Below are 24,239 nucleotides of genomic sequence, written 5' to 3' on the forward strand. Positions count from 1 at the left end.
GGACAGTGGTGGTGGGGCCGTCGGCTGCGCATCTCCGACTGGTGCTTCGCCGTCCTCACCCTCCCCTTCAACGGGATCATGATGGTGGCCGGGGCCAGTAACCGTGTCAGCCTGCTGTCCACGTTCTTCCCGGACGACGTCGGCGGCGTCAGCCTCCCATGGGTAGCGCAGATGGCCCTGGGAATGGGCTTCCTGCTCTTCGTGGCGCCGACGGTCCTGTCTTCGATCGCCATGCTCTGGCGCCGCAGCAGACCCACGTGGCTCATGCTCCTGGGGCTCCTCATCCTGGTCGTGTACGCGAACCCGATCCCGCTCATGGTCGGCCTGTACTCGTACCCGGCCTACTTCAGCGACCGCAGACGGCTCGCCGTCTGGGTCGTGCTCAGCTTTCTGGCGATGGGAATCCTCTACGGTCCCCCGGTCAACTTCCTGATGCTGTCCGTGCTCTACCTGATGATGCCGCTCGTCGCAGGGCTGTGGCTCGGTACCCGACGGCAGCTGATCGACCGCCTCAAGGAGCGGGCTGAACGCCTCGAACGAGAACAGCACTTGAAGGCCGACCAAGCCATCATCGCCGAACGCACCCGCATCGCCCACGAGATGCACGACGTGGTCGCCCACCGGGTGAGCCTCATGGTCCTGCACGCGGGCGGCTTGGAGGTCTCGGCCGCCGAACCCCGCGCGGTTGAGGCGGCCGGGCTCATCCGTACCACCGGCCGCGAGGCACTGTCCGAGCTGCGCAACATCCTCGGTGTGCTGCGTGAGGACGGGTCGGGGGCGGCGCCCACCGCACCCCAGCCGGTCCTCGACGACCTCGAACGACTGATCTCGGAGTGGCGCGACGCCGGCATGGTGGTGCGCCGTGCGGATGCGGGCGAGGCGCGGCCGCTGCCGGTCGCCGTTCAGCGCACCGCGTTCCGAACCGTCCAGGAGGGGCTGACCAACGCCGCCAAGCACGCGACCGGTGCGGCGGTGGACGTGCGCCTGTACCGGGGCGACGAGCAGCTGGAGGTGGAGGTGGCCAACGGGCCCGTCACCGGGCCGTCCGCGGCCCCGCCGCGGAGCGGCTACGGCCTGACCGGGCTGCGCGAACGCGTCGCATTGGCCGGAGGTGAGCTTAGCGCGGGTGCGTGCGCGGACGGCGGCTGGCGTCTGCGCGCTATCTTGCCGATAGGGGAGGAGGACCAGGACGCGGTCCCCGATCCCGAACCACACTCCGCCGAGGTTGAGGAAGAGGGCACCCACCGTGATCCGGACACTCCTGGTCGATGACGAACTCCTGGTCAGGTCCGGGCTGCGGATGATCCTGGACTCCGCCCCCGACATCGAGGTGGTCGGCGAGGGCGGCGACGGCGACGAGGCCGTACGGCTGACCGAGAAGCTCGCCCCCGACGTCGTGCTGCTGGACATCCGCATGCCGGGGAGTGACGGGCTGACCGCCGCGGCCCGGTTGACCGACCTGCCCGAGCCGCCCAGGGTCGTTCTGCTCACCACCTTCGACCTGGACGAGTACGTGCACAGCGCGTTGCGCGCCGGGGCGGTGGGGTTCCTGCTCAAGGACACCCCGCCGCGTGAGCTGATCACCGCCGTGCGCACCGTTCACGAGGGGCAGGCCATGCTCGCGCCCAGCGTCACTAAGCGCATGCTCGAACGTTTCGCCTCGCCCGCCCCCGCTGACTCCGCCGCCGGGCGGGAGGACGCCCTGCGCCGGCTCTCGGTGCTCAGCGAACGCGAACGCCAGGTACTCGTGGCTGTGGCCGAGGGCAAGTCCAACGCTGAGGCCGGGCGGGCTCTGGACATGCGGGAGACCACCGTGAAGGCCCACGTCAGCCGGATCCTCGCCAAGTTGGAGATGTCCAACCGGGTCCAGGCAGCCATCCTCGCCCACGACGCGGGCTGGGCCTGAGTCCGGGCCGGGCCTGGTCAGCGCGGAGGGCCGCTGGATAGGCTCGGGGTGGGCCTGCCCCCGGGCCCGGAGGCGGGCCCGGACACGGGCCCAGGAAGATGTGTGTGCCGTGCGTCCACCCTCGGAATGGACGGAGCGCGTGAGCCGCTTCGCGTCGGGCCTGGCCATGTTCGTGGTCGGGACCGCCGTCGGCGCGGCCGCGTTGGAGAGCGGGTCGCCCGCCCTCCTTGTCGGTTTCGCACTGGCCTTGGCCGCTGGGTTCGTTGCGCTGGGCGCGCACGGCGTGGTCTTCGCCGGGTCCTTCCCCTGGCGGGCGCACGATCCGGCCGCCAACCTGAAGGCGGTCCTGATGGCCGGTGCCGAGCCCTACTCCGGCCTCCGAGCGGCCTTCGGTGTCCTCGCCCTGGTGGGTACCCTCGCGCTGTTCGGGACGGCGTGGCCGACCTGGGCGACCGCCCCGGTCCTGTTCTTGGTGTGGCTGGTCGTAGGCCTGCCCCTCGCCGCGCGGCCCGGGCCCGAGGACGGGCGGGGCAACGCCCTCGGCCAGCCGGGGTGACCGGGTTCACGCGGAGCCGTTCGCGTTGCGTGAAGCCCCTGTCCGGTGGCCCTGTCGACGCGGACGAATCCGCGAGAACGTCACGATAGGTCCTGTTTGTGGCCTCGGTTGCGTTTACCCGTGGGTAGCTCGGTACTCTGCAAGGCGATCCGCCCCCCTGCCGTACCCCTGAAACCCAAACACGTCCTGGCTGTTCACCGCAGCCGCAGAGAAGAGGAGCCCCTATGTCGCGCTCGGTACTGGTCACCGGCGGCAACCGAGGAATCGGTCTGGCCATCGCCCGTGAACTGGCGGCTGGCGGGGACAACGTCGCGGTCACCTACCGTTCCGGCGAGCCCCCGGAGGGCCTGTTCGGCGTCCGCTGCGACATCACCGACTCCGCCCAGGTCGACGCCGCCTTCAAGGAGGTGGAGGAGGCACAGGGCCCCGTGGAGGTGCTCGTCGCCAACGCCGGTGTCACTAAGGACCAGCTCCTCGCCCTCATGAGCGAGGACGACTTCTCCTCCGTCCTGGACACCAACCTCACCGGCTCCTTCCGCGTCGCCAAGCGCGCCGTCCGCGGCATGATGCGCAAGCGCACCGGCCGGATCGTCCTCATCTCGTCGGTCGTGGGCCTGCTTGGCTCCGGTGGCCAGGCCAACTACGCCGCATCCAAGGCTGGCCTGGTCGGTTTCGGTCGCTCCCTGGCCCGCGAGCTGGGTTCGCGTGACATCACCGTGAATGTTGTCGCACCCGGCTTCATCGACACCGACATGACCGCCGCCCTGCCCGAGGACCGCCAGGCGGAGATCAAGAAGAACGTCCCGCTGGGCCGGCTCGGTGCCACCGACGACATCGCCAAGACCGTCGGCTTCCTCGCCGGCCCGGGAGGCGGCTACATCACCGGCGCCGTCATCCCGGTCGACGGCGGCCTGGGCATGGGTCACTGAGCCGAGAGGACCGTACCGGCGCCCCGCCGACCGGACACGCCGCGACCGGACACGCTCCGGCCCCACCGGCCCGACACGCCCCGGCCCCGGTGTGCCGAACACTCCCTAGCCACAGACAGGACGGACCACCCCGCCATGGGAATCCTCGAAGGTAAGCGCATCCTCGTCACCGGTGTGCTCACCGACTCCTCCATCGCCTTCCACGTCGCCCGCCTCGCCCAGGAGCAGGGCGCGACAGTCGTGCTCACCGGCTACGGCCGCATGGGTCTGGTGCAGCGCATCGCCAAGCGTCTGCCCGAGGCGCCACCCGTCCTGGAACTGGACGTCACCGACGACGAGCACCTCGCCAGCCTGGCCGAGCGGGTGGGCGAGCACGTCGACGGGCTCGACGGCATCGTCCACTCCATCGGCTACACCCCGCAGGAGGCCCTGGGCGGCAACTTCCTCAACACGGAGTGGCAGGACGTCGCCACGGCGATGCACACGTCCACCTTCTCGCTGAAGTCGGTCACCACCTCGCTGCTGCCGCTCATGGGCAACGGCGGCTCGGTGGTCGCCATGGACTTCGACAACAGCGTCTCCTACCCCATCTACGACTGGATGGGCGTGGCCAAGTCCGCGCTGACCTCCACCGCCCGGTACCTGGCCCGCTACGTGGGTGAGCAGGACGTCCGGGTGAACCTGGTCTCGGCCGGTCCGCTGAGTACCATGGCCGCTCGCAGCATCCCCGGGTTCGAGGAGCTGGCCAAGCACTGGCCCGAGCGCGCCCCGCTGGGCTGGGACGTCACCGACCCCGAGCCCGCCGCCAAGGCGGTCGTGGCCCTGCTGTCGGACTGGTTCCCGGCCACCACCGGCGAGGTCGTGCACGTCGACGGCGGGTTCCACTCCACCGGAGCCTGAGCCCCCCGGTAGCATCGGCCCGCCGGTCCCGTACGGGACCGGCGGGCCCGTTTTTGGAAGGTGGACGTATGGATCTGGGACTGTCGGGCGCGCGGGTCGTGGTGACCGGGGCCAGCAGGGGGATCGGCCGTGCCATCGCCCAGGTGTTCGCCGAGGAGGGTGCCGACCTGGCGATCTGCGCGCGCACCCCCGAACCCCTGGCGGAGGCCGCCCGTGAACTGTCCGGGACCGGAGCCAAGGTCTTCGCACGGGACCTCGACGTCACCGACCACGCCGCCCTGCCGTCCTTCGTGGACGACGCCGCGGCCGATCTCGGCGGGCTGGACGTGCTCGTCTCCAACGTCTCCGGCGGCAGCGCCCCCACCCCCGACCAGTGGCAGAGGGGCTTCGACGCCGACCTCATGCCGTTCGTGCGGTTGACCGAGTCGGCGAAGCCGTACCTGTTCCGCTCCGGGCTGCGCGGCTCGGTGGTGCTGGTCTCCACCACCTCCGCCCTGCACGTGACCAGGCCCGCCGGGTCCCGCTCCTACGGGGCGGTCAAGGCGGCGCTGAACCACCACGCGTCCTCGCTGGCCCGCGAGTGGGCGCCCGACGGCGTCCGGGTCAACAGCGTCTCTCCCGGACCCATCGAGTTCCCCGGCGGCGGCTGGGAGCGGCGCAAGGCCAACGACCCCGAGTTCTATGAGAGCATCCGCGAGCGCATCCCCTCCGGCCGCCTGGGCCGCCCGGAGGAGGTGGCCCGTTCCGTCGCCTTCCTGGCCAGCCCCGCCGCCACCTTTGTCACCGGTCAGAACCTGGTGGTCGACGGCGGCTTCCTCGACCGGGTCTGACCCGCACCCCGCACATGTCAGGGCCGGTTGTCCACAGGCAACCGGTCCCGCACTGGTGCCAGTTGGAGGCGGCGGGCCCACGGGGGCAGCCGGAGGAGGGCCGTCAGTGCTCCCAACCCACCTGCCACTAACACGGCCACCGCCACATCGGGTACGACAAGCAGTGCCTGTCGCACCCCAGGACCCAGTGCCAACCACAGCGTGCCCGCCACCGCTGCCACCCCGAACCCGCTCCAGAGCCCCGCGGACCAGCGCCGCCGTGCGTACCCTCGACGCAGGTCGCCGATGCCGACGACCACACCGGCCCCGGCCAGGAGCGTGGCTGCCGCGGAACCCCAGACCACGGCCAGCCGCATCGGGTCTGCACCGGGTTCGGTCGGGCTGTCTCCACCGGTCAGCAGGTGTGCGAGGCCGAACCCGACCGCCTGGATCTCCCCGTCCCGGAGGTGGTCGTAGGTGTTCTGTTGCAGCACTACCGCGCGCTCGCGCTCGGGCAGCAGCACCACGATCGCCACATAGCCGGGGCTGGAGCCGCCGTGCCACACCACGGGCTCCTCAAGTCCAGAGACCGGGACCTTGCGCCAGCCCAACCCGTAGCTGCCGGAGGACAGGGGTGCAGTCCCCGTACGGGCCTCGGCCAGGGTGTCCGCGTCCAGCACCGCGGGTTCGGGGCTGAGCTGGAGCTCGGCGAAGGCGGCCAGGGCCTCGAGATCGCCGCCGAGGTAGCCGTAGGCTGCGCCCCCGTCGTCCACGTGCGGGGCCACCGGAGCGGGCAGGCCCCACAGGGTGCGCTGGCCGGGGGCCAGCCCCAAGTCGCGGGCGTCCTCTGCGCCGGTCACGGTCCGATCCATCCCGGCGGGTTCCAGGACGGCGCTGCGCAGGTAGGAGGGGTAGTCGGTCCCCGTGACCTCGGCGATGACCGCGCCCAGCACCAGGTAGTTGGCGCTGCTGTACTCGTGCTGTCCGGGGGTGCCCGGAGCCGCGTCAGCGACTTCGGTCACGCGCTCCCGTACATCGGCCGAGCCTGGACCGTAGCGGTCGGTGACGGCCAGCTGGGTGGCCTCGGTGATCCCCGAGGTCTGGGTCAGCAGTTCCCGGACGGCCGGATCCACACGTGCTCCGTCGAACTCGGCCAGGTAGGCGCTGACCGGGACGTCCAGGTCCAGTCGTCCGTCCTCGACCAGGGTGAGCGCAGCGGTGGCCGCCACGGGTTTGGCCACCGAACCCCACAGGAAGGGGGTCTGCCCGGTGACGGGAGAGCCGTGGCCGTCGGTGCCGAACAGGCCCCGGTGTTCGACGCCGTCCGGGCCGACCACCGCGTAGGCCAGCCCGGAGGTGCCGTTGGCGGCCATCCGCTCCAGGGCGTAGTCGTCCATCCGCGAGGCGACGGCAGTGTCCATGGCCGCACCGGTCGGGGGCGAGACGGTCGGCGCGGCTGCACGTGCGGGTTCAGGGACGGGGGAGAGGGCCGTCGCGACCAGCAGTAACGCGGTTGACAGGCGGCAGAGGTCGAGAGCCATGAGGGGCCTTCCAAAATAACCGTATGAGCATACGGTTTAAACCATACACTGGTACGGTTATCCCGTGCCAAGAACCGCAGACCACGACCAGCGCCGAAGCCAGATCTGCGGAGCGGTGCAAGAGCTCATCGCCCAGGACGGCCTGGACGCCGTCACCGTCGCCCGTACTGCCGCCCGCGCCGGGATCTCCGTCGGCCTGGTGCAGCACTACTTCCGCAGTAAGGACGAGATGCTGCTGCACGCCTACCGCGAGGTGAGCGCCGATCTGGCCACCCGGGTAGCGGCCCTGGCTGACGAGGGCACCCGACACGAACGCTCCATCGCGGCCGTCGTGCTCGGCGCCCTGACGGAACACCTGCCCTTGGATGAGAACCGCCGCGCCGAACACCGCGTCCGGCGGGCCCTGGCCGCCCGCGCCCTGGACAACTCCGACCTGGCCGAGGCCGAGGCGCGAGCTGCCGTGGAGCTCCACGCCCAGATCGCCCAGGCCGTCCGCAACGGTTTCGAGTGCGGCGAGGTGGATCCCGAACTCGATCCGGATGTGGCCGCCGCTCGTCTGGCTGCTGTCGCAGAAGGCCTCGCCACCCAGGTCCACAGAGGGACCCCGGGCGCGGTCAACCGAGCACGCGCGGTCGCGCGCGCCGAGGTCGCCGCCGTGTTCACCGGTGGGTGCCGCCAGTACGGGTGCTGAACCGTCAGAGGGCAGCACGATGCGGGCGGGGAACTGGGATCCCCCGATCCCGGGTCAACCTGACTGGGCGGGGTCGGATCAGCCCTGAACCATGGCCTACCGGGAGCCGAGAGCGCGCCCGGAGCCTTCCCCACGGGCCTCAACCCTCGCGCAGGATCAGGGACAGGCGGGTCGTCCGCTCCGGGGCGAGGTTGTCCCGCACCCCCGCCTCCAGGGCGCCCCCGGTGGCGTCCACCACGGACACGTGCCGTGTGGCCCTGGTCAGTGCCGTGTACGCCTGCGGGCGGGACACCGGGACCTGGGGCGGGAAGACCGCCACCACCGCGGGCCAGCGTCCGCCGTGCGCGGTGGCCACGCTGACGGCCCACCCCGGGCGCAGGGCGGCCGGGTCGGCCACGGTCACCCGGGCGCCGCCGGTCAGTTCGACCACCGCGCCCTCGGACACCTCGCGCAGGTAGCCGGTGTCGCCCGGGCCGTAGCCGGGGCCCTCGGCGGTCAGTACCACCCGGTCGCCCGCGTCGAAACCGCCGTGGGTGCCCGGGCCCGGGTTCAGCCGCTCCTTGCAGGCGGTGTTGAGCGCGGCGGCGCCCGCCGGGCCGTCTTCTCGGGCGGTCACCACCTGCACCTGGTCCGCTTCGATCCCCAGGGCGCGCGGGATGGAGTCGGTGACCAGCTGCACCACGCGGTGGGCGGCCTCCTCGGCGGAGTCCGCCGGGACCCGCACCACCTCGCGGTCGGGTGCCGCCACCTCCGGCCACCCGCCCTCGGCGACCGCGCGCGCCAGCACGGCCACGGGAGCGGGTTCGGCGTCGTCGGCCAGGGCCGTGACGTGCGCGGTGCGCGAGGTGGCCACGTCCACCACGACGCGGCCCGGGGTGGCTGAGGGGGCCTGGTCCGGGTCGGCCAGCAGCACGAGGTGGGTGTCGTCGGCGCAGGAGGACACGAGGTCGGCCATCCGGGCGACGCCCAGGGACATCGATTCGTACAGCACCACAACACCCGCCGTGACCCGGTCCTCGGCCAGCAGTCCGGCGAGGGGTACCGCGCGCACAGGCGAGTCCCCGTCACCGGTAAGCCGGTCCAGGTCGGCGTTGACGGCGGCGGCGGTCTGGGCGGTGGGCGCGGCCACGGCGATCCCCACCTGGCTCTCCTCGGCGATCGCGGCCAGGCACGCGAGCGCGCGGGCGGTCTCGGCCTGGTCGCCCGGGCCGTGGTGCAACACCGTCACCGGGCGCAGGGTCGCGGTGAGCAGCGCCTCCATCGTGGTCTCGGAGATTGCGAAACCGCCCCTGGCCAGGGCCGCTTCCACTGTCTCGGTGGCGGTGGCCGGGTCCATGATCGGTTCGCTGCCGCCGATCAGACGGAGCAGCTGTTCGCCCAGGTGCTGTTCGGCGTGGCCGACGTCGTAGAGGGCGTAGAAGCGTTCGGGGTCGGGCAGGTCCGGCAGGTCGGGGGCGCCTTCGAAGTCGAAGTCGTCGTCTGGTTCGTCGGTGCTCTCGAACAGTGCCGCTTCCTCGGCGGTGACCGCGGCTTCGATCGCGGCCCGCGGGTCGGCGATCCCCACCTTGCCGACCACCGTGGCCAGGCGTTTCTCCTCGATCGCCGTGTGCCCGCGCCGGGCCGCGGTGCGCAGCGTGTGCCCGACCAGGGAACCCCACCGGCGGGGGTCGTCAGGGCGGGCCGCGTCGCCCAGGTGTTTTCGGGCGCAGTAATCGGCCTGCTCGACCGTCACGCCGGGCACGCGCAGCAGCAGCCAGGGGTTGGAGTCCAGCTCGGCGGCGGGCTGTGGGCCCAGCACGGACACCAGGCGCGGCGCCAGGGCGCGCGGAGCGCCCATCCGGTCAAGGACGGCACTGACCTTCTCGACAGCCTCGGACACCGGTTCCCCTCGTCAGACGGTTCGTGGACTCTGGGGGAGCCTACCGACTCGCGGGGACATCCGGCGTCCGTTGTCCACAGGGCCCTCGCCCCGCTACCCGCCGGGGCGTCCGCAGGAGCTCACCGGGCGGCACGCCGACCGTCGCCGGACCGTCCGCCGGAGCGCTCCTTGGGGTTCTCCGCCCCGGAACCCCCGCCGGTGACCTGGATCACCGCGGCGCAGGGATCGGTGTCGGGGGAGGCCTCCTGGATGGCGGTCGCGGCCCGGCCAGCCGCGGTGCGGAAGAGGGCCCGAGTGTCGGGGTCGAGGCCGCCCAGCACGCGTTCCTCCACGTGCTCGACCACGGCACCCGTCCGTTCCAGGACCTCGTGCCCGTGTTCGGTGGCGCAGACGCGGCGCACCCTGCGGTCGTCCGGGTCGGACCGGCGCCGGACCAGGTCGGCCTTCTCCAGGTCGTCGATCAGGTAGGTCATCACGCTGCGGTCGATGAGCAGCCGCTCGGCCAGCGCCGCCTGTGTGGGCGCGTCACCCCGGGAGACGGCCTCGAGCACGTGGTAGCCGCGGCTGCCGTGCGGCAGGTCGGCCAGGGCCGCCTCGGTGTGCTCGTGCCAGCGCCGGAGCACCACGGCCAGCGACCATCCCAGGTTGCTGGACCCGGTGGCCCCGTTCCGCTCCGACGTGGTGGGTGTCATGGGCCAAGATTACCAGGAATATGTGTTCGACAAGATAAGTTGTGTGAACCATCATTTGCTGAACAAACGACTCCCGTGCTTCTCGTCGAGGGGAAACCCAGCCATGCCCGACTACGGACACTCCCTGGAGTTCGGTACCTTCCTGACGCCTGGGGCCCGAGACCCCGAGCGGGCGGTCGGGCTCGCCGAACTCACCGAGGCCTCCGGGCTGGACCTGGCCACGTTCCAGGACCACCCCTACAACCCGGGCTTCCTCGACGCTTGGACCCTGCTGAGCTGGGTCGCCTCACGCACCGAGCACCTCCGCGTCTCCGGCAACGTGCTCAACCTGCCCCTGCGCCCGCCCGCGGTCCTAGCGCGCGCCGCCGCCAGCCTCGACCGCCTCTCCGGCGGAAGGGTCGAGCTCGGCCTCGGCGCGGGCTTCGCCTGGGACGGGGTCCACGCCATGGGCGGCGGCCGCCGCACCCCCGGAGAGTCCGTCGAAGCCCTCTCCGAAGCCATCGACCTGATCCGCGCCACGTGGGACGCCGACGCCCGGGGAGGTGTGCGCTCGGACGGTGCGCACTACCCCGTCCACGGTATGAAGCGCGGCCCCGAACCCGCCCACGACATCGGTATCTGGCTCGGTGCCTACAAACCCCGCATGCTCCGGCTGGTGGGCGCCAAGGCGGACGGCTGGCTGCCCAGCCTCGGCTACCTCGACCTCGAGGACCTGCCCGAGTCCAACCGGACCATCGACGCTTCCGCGGCGGAGGCAGGGCGTGACCACCGCCAGATCCGCCGCCTGCTCAACCTCGTGGGCGGTTCCTTCTCCGCGGTCGGCGACGGCTTCCTCAAGGGACCGCCCGAACAGTGGGTCGAGGACCTGCTGCCCCTGACCCTCGAAGGCGGCATCGGCACCTTCATCCTGGCGACGGACGACCCCCGCGCCATCCAGACCTTCGGCCAGGAGGTCGCCCCGGCCCTGCGTGAGGCGGTCGCCCGCGAACGCGCCTCCGCCGGCACCCCCACCGGCCCGGTCCGACCGCCCGCCGCCCTGGCCGCCCGCCGCACCGGTATCGACTACGATGCCGTCCCCGAGGAGCTCAGGGCCAAGGCCGTCGAACCGGGGGACAAGGGCTACACCAAGGTACGGCACGGCTACATGCAGCGGGGCAGGCCCGGCCTGGTCCTGCGGCCCACCGACCCCAAGCAGGTCGCCGAAGCCCTGGCCTACGCCCGGGCCCAGGACGCCCCGCTCAACGTCCGCAGCGGCGGCCACGGCATCAGCGGCCGCTCCACCAACGACGGCGGCGTCATCGTCGACCTCGGCCAGATGGACCGGGTCGAGGTCCTCGACGCCGCGACCGGACGCGTCCGCTTGGGCGCGGGGGCCCGGTGGGGCGACGTCGGCGCCACCCTTTACCAGCACGGGCTGGCGGTCAGCTCGGGCGACCACGGGGGAGTGGGCGTCGGCGGGATCGCCACCACCGGCGGACTGGGCTACATGTCCCGTGCCCACGGACTGACCATCGACCACGTCACCGCGGTCGAGCTGGTCACCGCCGACGGCGCCTTCCTGCGAGCGAACGCCGACAACGACCCGGACCTCTTCTGGGCCGTGCGCGGCGCGGGCGCCAACTTCGGGGTGGTCACCTCGGTGGAGGCCGTGGCCGACCACGTGGGCGACGTCGTCCTGGGCCAGTTCGTCTACGACGCCACCGATACCGAGGCGTTCCTCCGGTCCTGGGGAGCGATCGCCGAGGCGGCGCCCCGCGAGGTCACCGCGTTCCTGGTCATGGGGCCGGGCCGCGGCGGCCAGGGCCCCATGGCCCGTGGAATGGTGGTGTACGCGGGAGACGACACCGACGCCGCCGTCCGGGGCCTGGAGCCCTTCCTCCAAGCGGGCCCCGTCCTGGACCAGCGCGCCCAGGTCGCCCCCTACCCCGCCGTCCTGGTCGACCACGAGGGCCCGCACGGCGGGAACGGGACCCCGATCACCCGCTCGGCCCTGCTCCGCCACATCACGCCCGAGGCGGCGGAGGCCATGGCGGCCACGCTCAGGGCGGAGGACGCCTACTTCATGCAGCTGCGCCAGGTCGGCGGTGCGGTCAACGACGTCGCCGCCGACGCCACCGCGTACGCCCACCGGTCGGCCAACTTCTCCCTGGCTGCCATGGGGCGCCGGGCCGACCGCCTGGACCGCCGCTGGACGGAGCTGGGCGAGACGATGGAGGGCCTGTACCTGAGCTTCGATACGCGCTCCGGGCCGGAGGTCCTGGTGCAGGCGTTCCCCGAGCCGACGCTGGGCCGTCTTCGCGAACTCAAGGCCAAGTACGACCCGGACCACGTCTTCGACCAGAACTTCCCGATCGCCCCCGCGGTTGACTGACCCCCGCCTTCCGGGACCCAGTGACCCGGTGTTCTGGCCCCGGCGCCCCTGACCTTGCGGGCCCGGCGCCCCGGTGCCCCTGCTTCCGGGTACCTCAGCGTTCCGGGCCCGCCGTGGCGTCGTCCAGGGCCTCCCTGATCTTGGGCGGAAGCTCCACGCTCTCGACGGAGAGAATCTCCTCCAGCTGGGAGAGCGTGCGGGGCCCCGTCACCGCCGCCGCCACACCCTCCTGGTCACGGGCCCAGCTCAGCGCCACGGCCATGGGCGGGACGCCCAGTCCCTCGGCCGCGGTGCACACCGACTCCACCACCCGGCGGCTGCGCTCGTCCAGGTACGGCTCCACGTAGGGCGCCATGTGCGGGAAGGCGGCCCGGGAGTCCGGCGGGACGCCGTTGCGGTACTTGGCGCTCAGCACGCCCCGCCCCAGCGGTGACCACGCGATCACGTGGGCGTCGCCGGCCGCCGCGGCCGGGCGCAGCGCGTGGTCGGCGCCCCGGTTGAGCAGCGAGTACTCGCTGCCCACGCTCACGAGGGGCACCCGCCCGGGTTGGGCCCGCTGCCAGGTCGCCAACGTGGCGAACTGCCAGGCCTCCAGGTTCCCCGCCCCCACATACCGGGCCTTGCCCGAGACCACCGCCGCCTCCAGCGCCGCCAGCGTCTCCTCCGGCGGCGTGTGCGGGTCGTGGACGTGCAGCTGCCACAGGTCCACGTAGTCCGTCTGCAGACGCCGCAACGACGCGTCCAGGGACGCCAGGAGGTGGCGCCGGGAACCGTCCACCGGGCGGTATCCCTCGGGGGTGTGACCGCTCTTCGTGGCCACCACCACGTCCTCGCGCCGGACCGTCCCGCGCAGCAGGCGGCCGATGATCCGCTCGCTCTGCCCGCCCGTGTAGATGTCCGCTGTGTCCACGAGTGTGCCGCCCGCGTCGACGAACGCGGTGAGCTGCTGCCCGGCCTCCTCTTCGGAGGTGTCCTTTCCCCAGGTCATCGTCCCAAGAGCGGTACGAGACACCCAGAGCCCTGATCTGCCCACCTGTCGCTGTTCCATGCGGCGGAGAGTACCCTGTTCACCCGGAGTAAGCCCTGGGTACACCTTTCCTGCGTACTGTCGGCGCAGTCCGGACCGGGGCCGAAACCCGCCTTCTCGCGGCGGAGCCGGGTCGGGATGCCACCCTCTGATTCTCCGTGCCCCGAGGGCCGGACCCGTCATGAAAGTCCGTACCGCGTGTCCATCTTCGAGGCGGTCGTTCTCGGCCTCATCCAAGGCCTCACCGAGTTCCTTCCGGTGTCCTCCAGTGCCCACCTGCGTGTCTTCGCGGCCTTCTTCCAATGGCCCGACCCCGGCGCCGCCTTCACCGCCGTCAGCCAGATCGGTACCGAACTCGCTGTGGTGGTCTACTTCCGCAGGCGGGTGTGGGCCATCGTCTCCGTGTGGTGCAGATCCCTCTTCGACCGGGATCTGCGCGGTGACATCAACGCCCGCCTGGGCTGGTACATCATCCTCGCGACCATCCCCATCGGTGTTCTGGGGCTGACCCTCGAGGACCACATCGAGGGCGCTTTCCGCGACCTGCGCCTCATCGCGCTGAGCCTCATCGTGTTCGGCCTCATCCTCGGCGCCGTCGACCACTTCGCCCGCCGCCAGAAGGAGATCGAGGACCTCACCCTCGGCCGCGGCCTGACCTTCGGCCTCTTCCAGACCCTGGCCCTGATTCCCGGGGTGTCCCGCTCGGGCGCCACCATCACCGGCGGCCGCATGCTCGGCTTCACCCGTCCGGCAGCCGCCGAGTTCGCGTTCCTGCTGGCCATGCCCGCGGTGTTCGCCTCGGGTCTGTACAAGATGCTCGACATCGGCGGCAACGAGTACGCCGGCTGGGGCGCCACCGTCGTCGGAACCCTGGTGGCCTTCGTGATCGGCTATGTGGTCATCGCCTGGCTCATGCGGTTCATCACCACCCACAGCTTCATGCCGTTCGTCTACTACCGCGTGGCCCTGGGCGTGCTCATCCTCGTCCTGGTCTCCACCGGAGTACTCGCTCCGGAGGGCGGCGCGGGGGTCGCCGGGGGTGCGGACTGACCCGCTGAACACGATCTAGGGTGGTCCCATGGCGACACCGGCTGACCCCAAGGATTCCCCGACCGCGCCTGAGGCGGTCACCCTCCTGCTCGTGCGGCACGGCATGACCGACGCCACCGGTCCGGTGCTGGCCGGGCGCGCCCCGGGTGTGCACCTCAACGACACCGGCCGGGGCCAGGCCGCGCACCTGGCCGGCAGGATCGACGGACTGACCCCGGCCGCGCTCGTGTCCAGCCCCCTCGAACGCTGCCAGGAGACCGCCGAGGCGCTCTCCGAACGGCTCGGCACGCCGATCACCACCGACGACCGCTTCGTCGAGTGCGACTACGGGAGCTGGACCGGTCGCCCCCTCACCGAGCTGGCGGACGAACCCCTGTGGCGGGTCGTCCAGGACCACCCCAGTGCCGCCCGCTTCCCTGGCGGGGAGTCCCTGGCCGCGGCCTCGGCCCGCGCCGTGGAGGCGGTGCGGGACTGGAACGGGCTTTTGCTCCAACAGGCCGAGGTCGGCGACCCCCCGCCGGTGTACGTGGTGTGCGGTCACGGCGACGTGATCAAGGCGGTCGTCGCCGACGCCCTCGGTATCCACCTCGACCTCTTCCAGCGCCTGCGCGTGGACCCCTGTTCGGTCACCTCCATCACCTACACGCGGACCCGGCCCTTCCTGAACAAGCTCAACGACACCGGGGAACCCCTGGCGGGGGCGCTCCCCACGGCGGCCGAGACCAAGGGCGACGCCGCTGTCGGAGGCGGAGCTGGCGAATCGCACCAAACCGGGTAGTCCGTCCTGGTTGGTCCCGTGGCGTGAGCGAATCGCACCCCGTTAGCGGCATCCCGTAAGGTTCTAGGCATGCCCGTTCATCAGTTCAATCCGCCGGAACGGTTCGTCGCCGGAACCGTGGGCCAGCCTGGGGACCGCACCTTTTTCCTCCAGGCCGTCGGTGAAGGCCGCATCACCAGCGTGGTGCTGGAGAAGGCCCAGGTGGAAGCCCTGGCCAGCCGTGTCGAGGAACTGTTGGAGGAGGTGCATCGACGCTTCGGGACTCCGCCGGACGACGACGCCCCGCCCGAGGACGACGGCCCCTTGGAACAGCCCATCGAACAGGACTTCCGGGTCGGCACGCTCGCCTTGGCTTGGGACGCCGAGGCCGCCCGGGTGATCATCGAAGCCCAGGAGGTCGACGAGAGCGCCACCGAGGACATGGTCGAGGACGACGAGGACGAGGAGCTGGAGGTCTTCGCGGAGGAGGCCCCCGCCCACCGCGACGTCCTGCGCGTCTACCTCACCCCAGGCGAGGCGCGCGCTTTCGCGGGGCGTGCCCTGAAGGTCGTGTCCGCGGGGCGCCCCGACTGCCCGCTGTGCGGCCGCCCGCTCGACCCCAACGGCCACATCTGCGCCCGCCAGAACGGCTATCGGCCGGACCGCTTGGTCTGATCCGCCAGTGGAAGACGAAGCCACCGGTCCCCGGCCCGCCCCGACCGCCGAGGACACACCGGTGACGGACACCGCGGGGGCCTTCAGCGGACTCACCCCCGCTGAGGGCCTCGAACTGCTGCGCCGGGGCGACATCACGGTCGAGGGGCGGTTGACCGAGGCCTCCAACGCCACCCTGTACTGCACCGTCTCGGACGGCGCCCAGTCGGCCGTGTGCGTCTACAAGCCGGTGGCGGGGGAGCGGCCGCTCTGGGACTTCCCCGACGGAACCCTGGCCGGGCGCGAGGTGTCCGCTCACGCCGTTTCCGAAGCGCTGGGCTGGGCGGTGGTGCCGCCCACCGTCCACCGCGACGGACCCTACGGCGAAGGCATGGCGCAGCTCTGGGTGCACGGCGACACCACCGTGGACCTGATCGCGCTCTCCCGGGAGACCGAGCACCAAGGGCTGCGCCGCATGGCCGTCCTGGACGCGGTCATCAACAACTCCGACCGCAAGATCGGCCACCTGCTGCCCACGCCCGACGGGCACCTGTACGGCTGCGACCACGGTGTCTCCTTCGCCGAGGACTACAAGCTGCGCACGGTCCTGTGGCAGTGGCAGGGCCAGCCCCTCACGGAGGAGGCACTGACCGCCCTGTCCGCGGTGCGCGAGCGGCTCCGCCGACCCGACGATCCGCTGTCGGTCGAGCTGGCCGGCCACCTGACCGAACCCGAGGTCTACGCGGTGCGGGCCCGGGTGGAGCTGCTCATCCAACACGGCATCCACCCCTACCCGGCGCCGGACTGGCCTTCGGTGCCCTGGCCGCCGGTATGAGCGGCAAGGGCCCGCGTGCGGGCGAACCGCGCTGGTGGTGGCGGCTGCTGCCGGGCGGGAACTCGGGGCAAAAATCGCAGTCACCGTGCTCTTCGTGCTGCTCCCTTTCCCCTACCTCCTGGAAGTCGTCTTCGAGGTGGAGGGTCCGTACACGGACTGGGTGCTCTGGGCGCTCCTGGTCTGCATGGTGTACATCCTCCTGGGCGGGGCGGTGATCGTCGTTCCCGACACGTACCGGAGCGTGCGCGACATCTTCTGGCCGAAATCCGTCCAAGAGGGTGAGGGGCGCGGGCGTGCCCAGGGTGCTTCGGATGACGGTCCCACCGGGCCGGTGTGAGCAGGGTCAAGCCCGGGACAGGCCACTACCGGAGGGTAGGAATGGCGCTTGCGCCGCGGATACCTGCACAATGGGGCACGTGAGCAATGAGTGGAACTACCTATTCGACATGGACGGCGTGCTCGTACGCGAGGAGCACCTGATCCCCGGAGCCGACGCGCTGATCGCGGAGATGCGCGAGCAGGGGACCCCGTTCATGGTGTTGACGAACAACTCCATCTACACCCCGCGCGACCTGCGTGCCCGCTTGCTCAACACGGGGTTGGACATCCCCGAGGAGTCGATCTGGACCTCGGCGCTGGCCACCGCCCAGTTCCTCCAGACCCAGCGCCCGGGCGGTTCCGCCTACGTGGTCGGTGAGTCCGGTCTGACCACCGCCCTGCACAACGTGGGCTACGTGATGACCGAGCGCGACCCGGACTACGTGGTGCTCGGTGAGACCCGGACCTACAGCTTCGAGGCCATCACGCGCGCGATCCGGCTCGTCCGCAACGGGGCCCGCTTCATCGCGACCAACCCCGACGAGACCGGGCCCAGCGCCGAGGGGCCCCTGCCCGCCACCGGTGCCGTCGCCGCGCTGATCGAGAAGGCCACCGGCCGTCGGCCCTACTTCGTGGGCAAGCCCAACCCGCTCATGATGCGCTCGGCGCTGCGCCGGATCGGGGCGCACTCGGAGAACACCCTGATGGTCGGCGACCGGATGGACACCGACGTGCTCAGCGGCCTGGAGGCCGGGCTGCAGACGGTGCTGGTGCTCTCCGGGATCTCCGGCCGCGAGACCGCGGAGGAGTTCCCCTACCGGCCCACCCGGGTGCTCGAGTCGGTCAAGGACCTGGTGGGCAGGACCCAGGACCCCTTCGATAGCGAGGGCTGAATCCGGAATCGCACCGGGAGTCGGCCGGACCGGCTGGACCGGACTGCACAGGCCGGACCGGGAGCATGACGACGGGGGCGGTGGACCAGGTCCACCGCCCCCGTGCTGTCGTACGCCGTGCTAGGTCAGGCGCTCTGCCGCTGCTTGGCGATCTCCTCGACCTTCGCCGCTTCCTCGCGGCGACGGGCGCGGAGCAGTTCCAGCCGTTCCGCGAGAACCTCTTCCAGGTCCTCCATGCTGCGTCGTTCGAGCAGCATGTCCCAGTGGGTACGGACGGGCTTGGCGTTCTTGGGCTCCTCGCCGCTGCCGTCCCTGCGGAGCGCGCGGTCCCCGCAGTAACGGCATTCCCAGTCAGCGGGGATCTCGGCTTCGGTCGCGAAGGTGACCGAGAAGCGGTGCCCCCGTGTGCAGTCGTACGTAACCTCCTGCCGGGGAGCCAGGTCGGTGTTGCGGTCGTTCTCGTAGCTCGTCGCCCCGAGCCGTGTGCCGCGAAGTGCTCGCTCGGCCATCGTGTGGGTGCCTCCAGGCGCTTGTGCGGTCTCGCGGGGTGTAACGCATCAGTCCACGCCAAGATTCCCCGCTGACCTGAGGTCGAACCACCCCGGCGGGCGCGGGACGCCCGTGTGCGCCACGAGTGCCTGCGTCACCGAGCCCTCCGGCGTTTGTGACCTGTACCACCCTAGGGGGTTGGCCGCTGTCGGCTCGCGGCCGGATGGGCGTGTGTCCTCGTTCTGTGGTCGTCCGTGCTCGCCTGGCGGTCGATTTCCGGATCTTGCATTGTGCGTGTATTAGCGCAGTTCAAGATATGTGATCGGAGATTTGTGCTGTGTCCGCGGCGGGCATTGTGTCCGGCCGCACGGTCGTGCCCTAGCGTCCTGGATGTGAGCCCCCGCAGGGCCTGCCGTTCTCCAGGGCGGCAATAAATTGTCATTATCCAGCCATGGGCTAAGGGCGTACTAGGTGGTATGTTGACTCGCTGTGTGACGAAAAAGGATGGATGAGGATATTTGTCCGTTCTATTTGTCGCATCTTCGCACGTGGATAGCCGGTGCCCGTTCGGCGTGCCCTTTGGCGTGCACAAGAAGTATCGACGTGGCCCGACATGGAGCACCATGACAGTTGAATCCCCCCGCCCGCGCGGAGCGCTGCTTCCCGGCGCTCCGCGATGGCTGCTCCTCCTGGTCCCTGCCCTGCCGGCCTGGGTCTGGGCTCTGTGGGCCGCCTCCCCCGAGGGGCTTGTGCCCGTTCTCGCCACCGGGGGCGTCGCCCTGGTCCTGATCCTGGTGTTGGTCCTGCTCCTCGGACAGCGTGACCGACGCATCGCCGAACTCCGGGCCCAGGTCGAGGGGGACCGCGCGGACACCGCGGCCCTGGCCCGGGATCACCTGCCCCGCCTGGTCGAACAGCTGCGCGCCGGCGACTCCGCCGGCACCGCCCTGCACCGGATGCCCGCCGTGTCGGACCCGGCCAACACCGCGGTCCTGCGGGTGGTCGCCGAGGAGATCTCCGCCGCCGAGCGCCGCCGGTCCGCCGCCATGGCCGCCTGCGCCACCGCCGCGGGCCGGGTCCAGGCACTGACCACCACCATGCTCGCCGACCTGCGCCAGATGCAGGAGCGCCATGGAGACGGCAGCGCCGGGGCCGACGTTTTGGGCGACCTCATGCAGCTGGACCACATCACCGCCCAGACGGGGCGCGTCGCGGACAGCATCGCCGTACTCACGGGTGCCCGCTCGGGTCGCCGCTGGGGCCGGGCCATCTCCATGGAGAGCGTCCTGCGCGGCGCGATGGGCCGGATCGGTGCCTACCAGCGGGTGCGCACCCACAGCGTGTCCAGCATGGCGATCGCCGGGTTCGCGGCCGAGGGCGTCATCCACGCGCTGGCCGAGATCCTCGACAACGCGGCCAAGTTCTCCCCGCCCACCGCCGAAGTGCACGTCCACGTGGAGGAGGTCCAGGCGGGGATCGCCGTCATGGTCGAGGACGGCGGCCTCGTCATGGGCGAGGAGGCGCTGCGCCGGGCCCGCCGCGCCGTAGAGAGCGGGCTCGACATCACGACCATCTCCGGTACGCGGCTGGGCCTGTCGGTCGTCGGCCGGATCGCCCACCGCTACGGTCTCGACATCTCCTTCCGCTCCTCCTCCAGGGGCGGCACGGCTGTGGTCCTGCTCCTGCCCCAGCGCATCATCAAACCGCTGCCCGCACCCACCGCGCCCCAGCCGACCACGGCTCCTGAGAAGTCAACACCCGAGCACCAGCTCCGCGAGCAAACGGCCTCGGAACGCCCGCTCCAGGACCGCCCGCTCCAGGACCGCCCGGTCCCGGAGAACACGGCCCGCGAGGCGGCAGCCCTGCACACCGCCCCGCCCCCAGGGCGGAGCGGTCGGAGAACGGTCTCCCCATGCGGCGCCGCGGGCAGACTCTCGCGGCCGCGGAGCGCAGACACCCCACCCCCGAGGACACCGGTCCCCCCACCTCGGCGCAGGGTTTCGGCGCGTTTCGCACGGCGGTGCGCGGACAGGGCCAGACCGACTCACCGAAGGACGACTGATGGACCTCAAGACGCTCACCTGGCTGCTCGAAGGCCTCCTGGAGCGCACACCGGGTACTCGGCACGCTCTCGTGCTCTCCCGGGACGGGCTCAAGCTCTGCCACAGCTCGGGGCTCGAAACCGACAGCGCCGACCACCTGGCCGCCATCGCGGCCGGGGTGCAGAGCCTCGCGCACAGCGCCTCGGCGGAGTTCGGTGACGGCGGGGGAGGCGTCCGCCAGGCGATGGCCGAGTTCTATGGAGGCCTCCTCTTCATCGTCGAGGCCGGCCACGGGACCCATCTCGCCGTGATCACCGACAGCGAGGCGGAGCCGGGGCTGGTCGGCCACAACATGAACGAACTGGTCGAGCAGATGGGCGAGCACCTGGCCACCCCGTCCCGGGCCGGGGCCCAGACGGCATGAGTTCCGAACACCGTCAGGAGAGCCCGGACCGGCTCTACGTCATCACGTCGGGGCGGAGCCGCGGTGCGGATGACTCCTTGGACGCGGTGACCCTCATCGTCGCGGAGTGCGCCCCCGCCGCCGGGATGCAGTCCGAGCACGCCGACATCCTGCGCCTGTGCGCCAGACCCATGGCCGTAGTGGAGATCGCCGCCCACCTCCGTCTGCCGGTGACGGTCGTGCGCATCCTGCTCACCGACCTCATCGACACCGGCCGGGTGACCGCGCGCCACCCGGCCCCCGCGCCCTCCCCGGCGCGCCCGCTCGCCTCACCGGACGTGTTGGAGAAGGTGCTCGTTGCACTCCACAACCTCTGAACCCGCTCACGCCCATGCTCCGGCCACCCCGCTGGCCGCCAGTACCGAACAGGCCCTGAAGATCGCCGTCGTCGGCGGGTTCGGGGTCGGTAAGACCACCATGGTCCGCTCGGTCAGCGAGATCCGACCGCTCAACACCGAGGAGACCATGTCCCGGGCCGGAGCGGGTGTCGACGACCTCCAGGGCGTGGAGGGCAAACGCACCACCACGGTGGCCTTCGACTTCGGCCGGATCACCTTGGACGAGACCTCCGTCCTCTACCTCTTCGGTGCGCCCGGACAAGAACGCTTCTGGTTCCTGTGGGACCGGTTGTTCACCGGCTCCCTTGGCGCTGTCGTTCTCGTCGACACCCGCCGCCTGAACGACTCCTTCTACGCCATCGACCGCCTGGAGGCCCAGGGCACCCCCTTCGTGGTCGCGCACAACGACTTCGGTGACGCCGCGCACTCGCTGGACGAGGTGCGCGCCGCCCTGGACCTGGACCCGGGCATCCCGCTGATCCGCTGCGACGCCCGCGAACGCGACTCCGCCAAGCAGGTCCTCATCGCGCTCGTCCACCACGTGCGTTCCCTGGCAGCCGGGCGAGCCCAGTGACGCGCACCCTGGACCCGCCCCCTTCGCCCTCCCGAGGATGACTGTGAACAATGCCCGCCCCGTCCGGCTGTCGGACGTCCATCTCGCCGCGGACCTGGCCGAGTTCCACAGGTGGATGCACCGTGAACACGGCCCCGTCGTGCCGGTACTGCTGGAGGAGGACATCACTGCCTGGCTGGTGATCGGCTACCGGGAGCTGCACTACGTCCTCAGCAGCCCGGCGCTGTTCGCGCGCAGTTCCACGCGTTGGAACGGGTGGGACCGCCTCTCTCCCGAGTCGCCGCTACAGACGGTCCTGGCCCCGATACCCAACCTGCTCTTCGCCGAGGGGGAGGACCACCGGCGGCGGTCCCAGGCGGTCGGCGGCACACTCGAGTCCATCGACCCGCACGAGCTCAGGGGTGTGATCACCCGGTTCGCGGACCGCCTCGTCGACGGGTTCTGCGGTGACAGCCGGGCCGAACTGCGCGCCCAGTACGCCGGGTGGTTGCCGAGCCTGGTCCTGGGCTGGATGTACGGCTTCGACGACGAGGAGATCGACGTACTCGCCAAGGCGATGAGCGTGCTCTTCGACTCGTCGGGGGCGGAGGTCTTCGAGGCCTATACCGAACTGGGCGGCCGCTTCGGCACCGCGATCTCCGAACGCCGTTCCCGGCCCCGCGCCGACATGATCTCACGCCTGGTCGCCGACCCGATCGGCTACACCGACGACCAGCTCACCGCCGAACTCATCGGGATCCTCGGCGGTGGTGACCAGCCCACCACAGAGTGGATCGGCAACGCGCTGCGGCTGATGCTGACTGACGCACGCTTCTCGGCCTCCTTCTCGGGTGCGCGCAGCAGTGTGCGCGACGCCCTCGCCGAAGTGCTGTGGGAGGATTCGCCCTCCCAGATCCACGCGGGCCGGTTCGCCGCTGTGGACCTGGAGCTGGCCGGACGGTTCGTCCGCAAGGGCGACCTGGTCATGCTCGGCTACGGCGCCGCCAACCGGGACCCCAAGGTGCGTGGCACCGGGGACGACCGGATGGGCGCCAACCACGGGCACCTGTCCTTCTCCCACGGCAAGCACGCCTGCCCCCACGCGGCCCAGGGCATCGCCGAACTCATCGCGACCACCGGTGTCGAGGTACTGCTCGACCGGCTGCCCGACATCGAACTGGCCGTTCCCCCCGAAGACCTGCGCTGGCGCCCGTCCCCTTGGGCTCGGGGAGTCGTCTCCCTGCCCGTCACCTTCACCCCCGTATCCCCTCTTGGAGGTTTCTGATGACCTGCCCCGTGACCGGAATCGACGACGCCGAGGTCCCCTTCCTCAACCCGTTCCCGGAGGACCTCCAGGCCCACCGGGAGGAGCTCTACCAGCACGGCCCGGTCACCCCGGTGGAGCTCCCCGGCGGAGTACGGGCCTGGGCCACCACTCACCACGCCGCCGCGAAGGCCGCCCTCAAGGACCCGCGGTTCGTCAAGGACCCCTACCAGTGGGCCGATTTCACGAACGGGAAGGTCTCCAAGGACTGGCCGTACATGGGGGTGCTGACCTTCGACGGCATCAACATGCTCGGCCTGGACGGCGCCCCGCACCGGCGGATGCGCCGACTGACCGCGCACCCCTTCTCGGCCCGGCGGGTGGAGCGGCTGCGCCCGACGATCGAGCGGATCACCGACGAGTACCTGGATGCCCTGGAACCCCGAGCCCACGAGGCGCTGGACCTGAAGAAGGAGTTCTCCTTCCGGGTACCGATCACCGTCATCGGTGAGCTCTACGGCGTGGCGAGGGAGGAGTACGACAAGCTCGGTGAACTGTACGCCCCGCTCTTCTTCGTCGACACCGACCCGGGTGAGCACCTGAAGCTCTACGCCCGGATCCACGAGTACTTCACCGAACTGGTCGCCCGTAAGCGCGCCGACCCGGACGGGCACGACGACTTCACCACCGACCTGATCAACTCCACCGAGGAGGGCGAGGACCCGCTCACCGAGGCGGAGGTCATCGTGACGCTGCTGATGGTGGTGGCCGCCGGGCACGAGACCACGGTCAACCTCATCAACAACGTCGTCCGTGCCCTGGTCAACCACCCGGAGTGGCGCGATCGGCTGGGCAGGGGGGAGATCACCTGGGACCAGGTGGTCGAGGAGACCCTGCGCTACAACCCGCCCAACAACGCGCTCCTGTTCCGGTTCGCCACCGAGGACGTGCCCATGGGGAACGTGACCGTCAAGAAGGGCGACGCACTGGTCACGCACTACGGCGCCATCACCAAGGACCGGGAGGAGTACGGCGAGGACGTGCACGTGTTCGATCCGACCCGGACCAAGGGCCGCCACATCACCTTCGGGTTCGGGCCGCACATGTGCCCGGGCGCCCCGCTGGCGCGGCTGGAGGCGAGCATCATCCTGCCGAAGCTGTTCGCGCGCTTCCCGGACCTGGCGCTGGCCGTCGCGGACGAGGAACTGGAGAACGAGGCGGCGCTCATCGTCAACAGCCTCAAGGAGTTCCCGATCCTCCTGCGCCCGTAGGTATCCGCCGT

General features: G+C 71.1%; 24 protein-coding genes and 1 pseudogene. 20 read left to right on the forward strand and 5 right to left on the reverse strand.

The genetic code is table 11. The annotated features are described in order from the left end of the window. The 6 genes from ACYVD1_RS27230 to ACYVD1_RS27255 form a co-directional block, all read left to right on the forward strand. Positions 1-1,272, forward strand: a 1,272-nt coding sequence (locus tag ACYVD1_RS27230) for a sensor histidine kinase (protein WP_460777344.1), incomplete at its 5' end; no start/stop codon positions are given. Next, the gene (locus ACYVD1_RS27235; RefSeq protein ID WP_460777345.1) at positions 1,247-1,906 is read left to right on the forward strand and encodes a response regulator; all 660 of its coding nucleotides are present in this window, start codon (positions 1,247-1,249) and stop codon (positions 1,904-1,906) included. The genes ACYVD1_RS27230 and ACYVD1_RS27235, both read left to right, overlap by 26 nt. 139 nt (positions 1,907-2,045) lie before the next feature. Continuing rightward, a complete protein-coding gene (locus ACYVD1_RS27240; protein ID WP_460777346.1) occupies positions 2,046-2,462 on the forward strand; it encodes a hypothetical protein in 417 nt (138 codons plus the stop codon). A 224-nt stretch (positions 2,463-2,686) separates the two neighbouring features. Then, entirely contained in the window at positions 2,687-3,391 is a 705-nt protein-coding gene (gene fabG, locus ACYVD1_RS27245; RefSeq protein ID WP_460777347.1) for a 3-oxoacyl-ACP reductase FabG, read from the forward strand. 135 nt (positions 3,392-3,526) lie between these two features. After that, on the forward strand, positions 3,527-4,291 hold the full coding sequence (gene fabI / locus ACYVD1_RS27250; RefSeq protein ID WP_460777348.1) for an enoyl-ACP reductase FabI: 765 nt from the start codon (positions 3,527-3,529) through the stop codon (positions 4,289-4,291). Between the two features lie 68 nt (positions 4,292-4,359). Continuing rightward, entirely contained in the window at positions 4,360-5,121 is a 762-nt protein-coding gene (locus tag ACYVD1_RS27255) for an SDR family NAD(P)-dependent oxidoreductase (protein WP_460777349.1), read from the forward strand. Between the two features lie 17 nt (positions 5,122-5,138). On the opposite strand, the gene ACYVD1_RS27260 is transcribed toward ACYVD1_RS27255, so the two are convergent. Then, positions 5,139-6,641, reverse strand: coding sequence for a serine hydrolase domain-containing protein (locus ACYVD1_RS27260; protein ID WP_460777350.1), 1,503 nt, complete (start codon positions 6,639-6,641; stop codon positions 5,139-5,141). Between the two features lie 64 nt (positions 6,642-6,705). Between ACYVD1_RS27260 and ACYVD1_RS27265 the strand changes: the two genes are divergently transcribed. After that, on the forward strand, positions 6,706-7,332 hold the full coding sequence (locus tag ACYVD1_RS27265; protein WP_460777351.1) for a TetR/AcrR family transcriptional regulator: 627 nt from the start codon (positions 6,706-6,708) through the stop codon (positions 7,330-7,332). 139 nt (positions 7,333-7,471) lie between these two features. Here ACYVD1_RS27265 and ACYVD1_RS27270 read toward each other — a convergent pair whose 3' ends face one another. Beyond that, positions 7,472-9,211, reverse strand: coding sequence for a helix-hairpin-helix domain-containing protein (locus ACYVD1_RS27270; protein ID WP_460777352.1), 1,740 nt, complete (start codon positions 9,209-9,211; stop codon positions 7,472-7,474). 119 nt (positions 9,212-9,330) lie between these two features. Beyond that, complete coding sequence (locus ACYVD1_RS27275) at positions 9,331-9,903, reverse strand: MarR family winged helix-turn-helix transcriptional regulator (RefSeq protein WP_460777353.1); 573 nt, start codon at positions 9,901-9,903, stop codon at positions 9,331-9,333. Between the two features lie 103 nt (positions 9,904-10,006). Here ACYVD1_RS27275 and ACYVD1_RS27280 point away from each other — a divergent pair, with 103 nt between their 5' ends. Beyond that, a complete protein-coding gene (locus ACYVD1_RS27280) occupies positions 10,007-12,274 on the forward strand; it encodes an LLM class flavin-dependent oxidoreductase (protein ID WP_460777354.1) in 2,268 nt (755 codons plus the stop codon). Between the two features lie 94 nt (positions 12,275-12,368). On the opposite strand, the gene ACYVD1_RS27285 is transcribed toward ACYVD1_RS27280, so the two are convergent. After that, positions 12,369-13,262, reverse strand: a complete 894-nt coding sequence (locus ACYVD1_RS27285) for an aldo/keto reductase (RefSeq protein ID WP_460777355.1) — start codon at positions 13,260-13,262, stop codon at positions 12,369-12,371. A gap of 237 nt (positions 13,263-13,499) precedes the next feature. Here ACYVD1_RS27285 and ACYVD1_RS27290 point away from each other — a divergent pair, with 237 nt between their 5' ends. From ACYVD1_RS27290 to ACYVD1_RS27315, 6 genes are all read left to right on the forward strand, one after another. Next, positions 13,500-14,351 carry an undecaprenyl-diphosphate phosphatase gene (locus tag ACYVD1_RS27290; RefSeq protein ID WP_460777356.1) on the forward strand — a complete coding sequence of 284 codons (852 nt, stop codon included), beginning with the start codon at positions 13,500-13,502 and terminating at the stop codon, positions 14,349-14,351. 28 nt (positions 14,352-14,379) lie between these two features. Next, positions 14,380-15,129: an MSMEG_4193 family putative phosphomutase gene (locus tag ACYVD1_RS27295; RefSeq protein ID WP_460777357.1), complete on the forward strand. Its 750-nt coding sequence runs from the start codon at positions 14,380-14,382 to the stop codon at positions 15,127-15,129. Positions 15,130-15,198: 69 nt separating this feature from the next. Further along, the gene (locus ACYVD1_RS27300; protein ID WP_460777358.1) at positions 15,199-15,783 is read left to right on the forward strand and encodes a DUF3090 domain-containing protein; all 585 of its coding nucleotides are present in this window, start codon (positions 15,199-15,201) and stop codon (positions 15,781-15,783) included. 61 nt (positions 15,784-15,844) lie between these two features. Beyond that, a complete protein-coding gene (locus ACYVD1_RS27305; protein WP_460777375.1) occupies positions 15,845-16,597 on the forward strand; it encodes an SCO1664 family protein in 753 nt (250 codons plus the stop codon). Between the two features lie 94 nt (positions 16,598-16,691). Then, positions 16,692-16,934, forward strand: a complete 243-nt coding sequence (locus tag ACYVD1_RS27310; protein ID WP_460777359.1) for a hypothetical protein — start codon at positions 16,692-16,694, stop codon at positions 16,932-16,934. A gap of 70 nt (positions 16,935-17,004) precedes the next feature. Beyond that, positions 17,005-17,808: an HAD-IIA family hydrolase gene (locus ACYVD1_RS27315; RefSeq protein ID WP_460777360.1), complete on the forward strand. Its 804-nt coding sequence runs from the start codon at positions 17,005-17,007 to the stop codon at positions 17,806-17,808. Positions 17,809-17,933: 125 nt separating this feature from the next. On the opposite strand, the gene ACYVD1_RS27320 is transcribed toward ACYVD1_RS27315, so the two are convergent. Continuing rightward, positions 17,934-18,317: an RNA polymerase-binding protein RbpA gene (locus ACYVD1_RS27320; protein ID WP_460749219.1), complete on the reverse strand. Its 384-nt coding sequence runs from the start codon at positions 18,315-18,317 to the stop codon at positions 17,934-17,936. Between the two features lie 603 nt (positions 18,318-18,920). Here ACYVD1_RS27320 and ACYVD1_RS27325 point away from each other — a divergent pair. The 6 genes and pseudogenes from ACYVD1_RS27325 to ACYVD1_RS27350 all read left to right on the forward strand — a co-directional run bounded on the left by ACYVD1_RS27325 (position 18,921) and on the right by ACYVD1_RS27350 (position 24,228). Then, positions 18,921-20,359 (forward strand): annotated as a pseudogene (locus ACYVD1_RS27325) (ATP-binding protein). Further along, positions 20,359-20,763: a roadblock/LC7 domain-containing protein gene (locus ACYVD1_RS27330; RefSeq protein WP_460777361.1), complete on the forward strand. Its 405-nt coding sequence runs from the start codon at positions 20,359-20,361 to the stop codon at positions 20,761-20,763. Before ACYVD1_RS27325 ends, ACYVD1_RS27330 begins: the two are co-directional and overlap by 1 nt. Continuing rightward, positions 20,760-21,119: a DUF742 domain-containing protein gene (locus ACYVD1_RS27335; protein ID WP_460777362.1), complete on the forward strand. Its 360-nt coding sequence runs from the start codon at positions 20,760-20,762 to the stop codon at positions 21,117-21,119. Before ACYVD1_RS27330 ends, ACYVD1_RS27335 begins: the two co-directional genes overlap by 4 nt. Then, a complete protein-coding gene (locus ACYVD1_RS27340) occupies positions 21,100-21,714 on the forward strand; it encodes a GTP-binding protein (RefSeq protein ID WP_460777363.1) in 615 nt (204 codons plus the stop codon). Before ACYVD1_RS27335 ends, ACYVD1_RS27340 begins: the two co-directional genes overlap by 20 nt. Positions 21,715-21,751: 37 nt before the next feature. Next, positions 21,752-22,978, forward strand: coding sequence for a cytochrome P450 (locus tag ACYVD1_RS27345; protein WP_460777364.1), 1,227 nt, complete (start codon positions 21,752-21,754; stop codon positions 22,976-22,978). Next, positions 22,978-24,228 carry a cytochrome P450 family protein gene (locus tag ACYVD1_RS27350; protein WP_460777365.1) on the forward strand — a complete coding sequence of 417 codons (1,251 nt, stop codon included), beginning with the start codon at positions 22,978-22,980 and terminating at the stop codon, positions 24,226-24,228. The genes ACYVD1_RS27345 and ACYVD1_RS27350 overlap by 1 nt, the downstream gene beginning before the upstream one ends. The last annotated feature ends 11 nt before the right edge of the window (positions 24,229-24,239 follow it).

The sequence above is a fragment of the Nocardiopsis nanhaiensis genome, assembly GCF_054778635.1.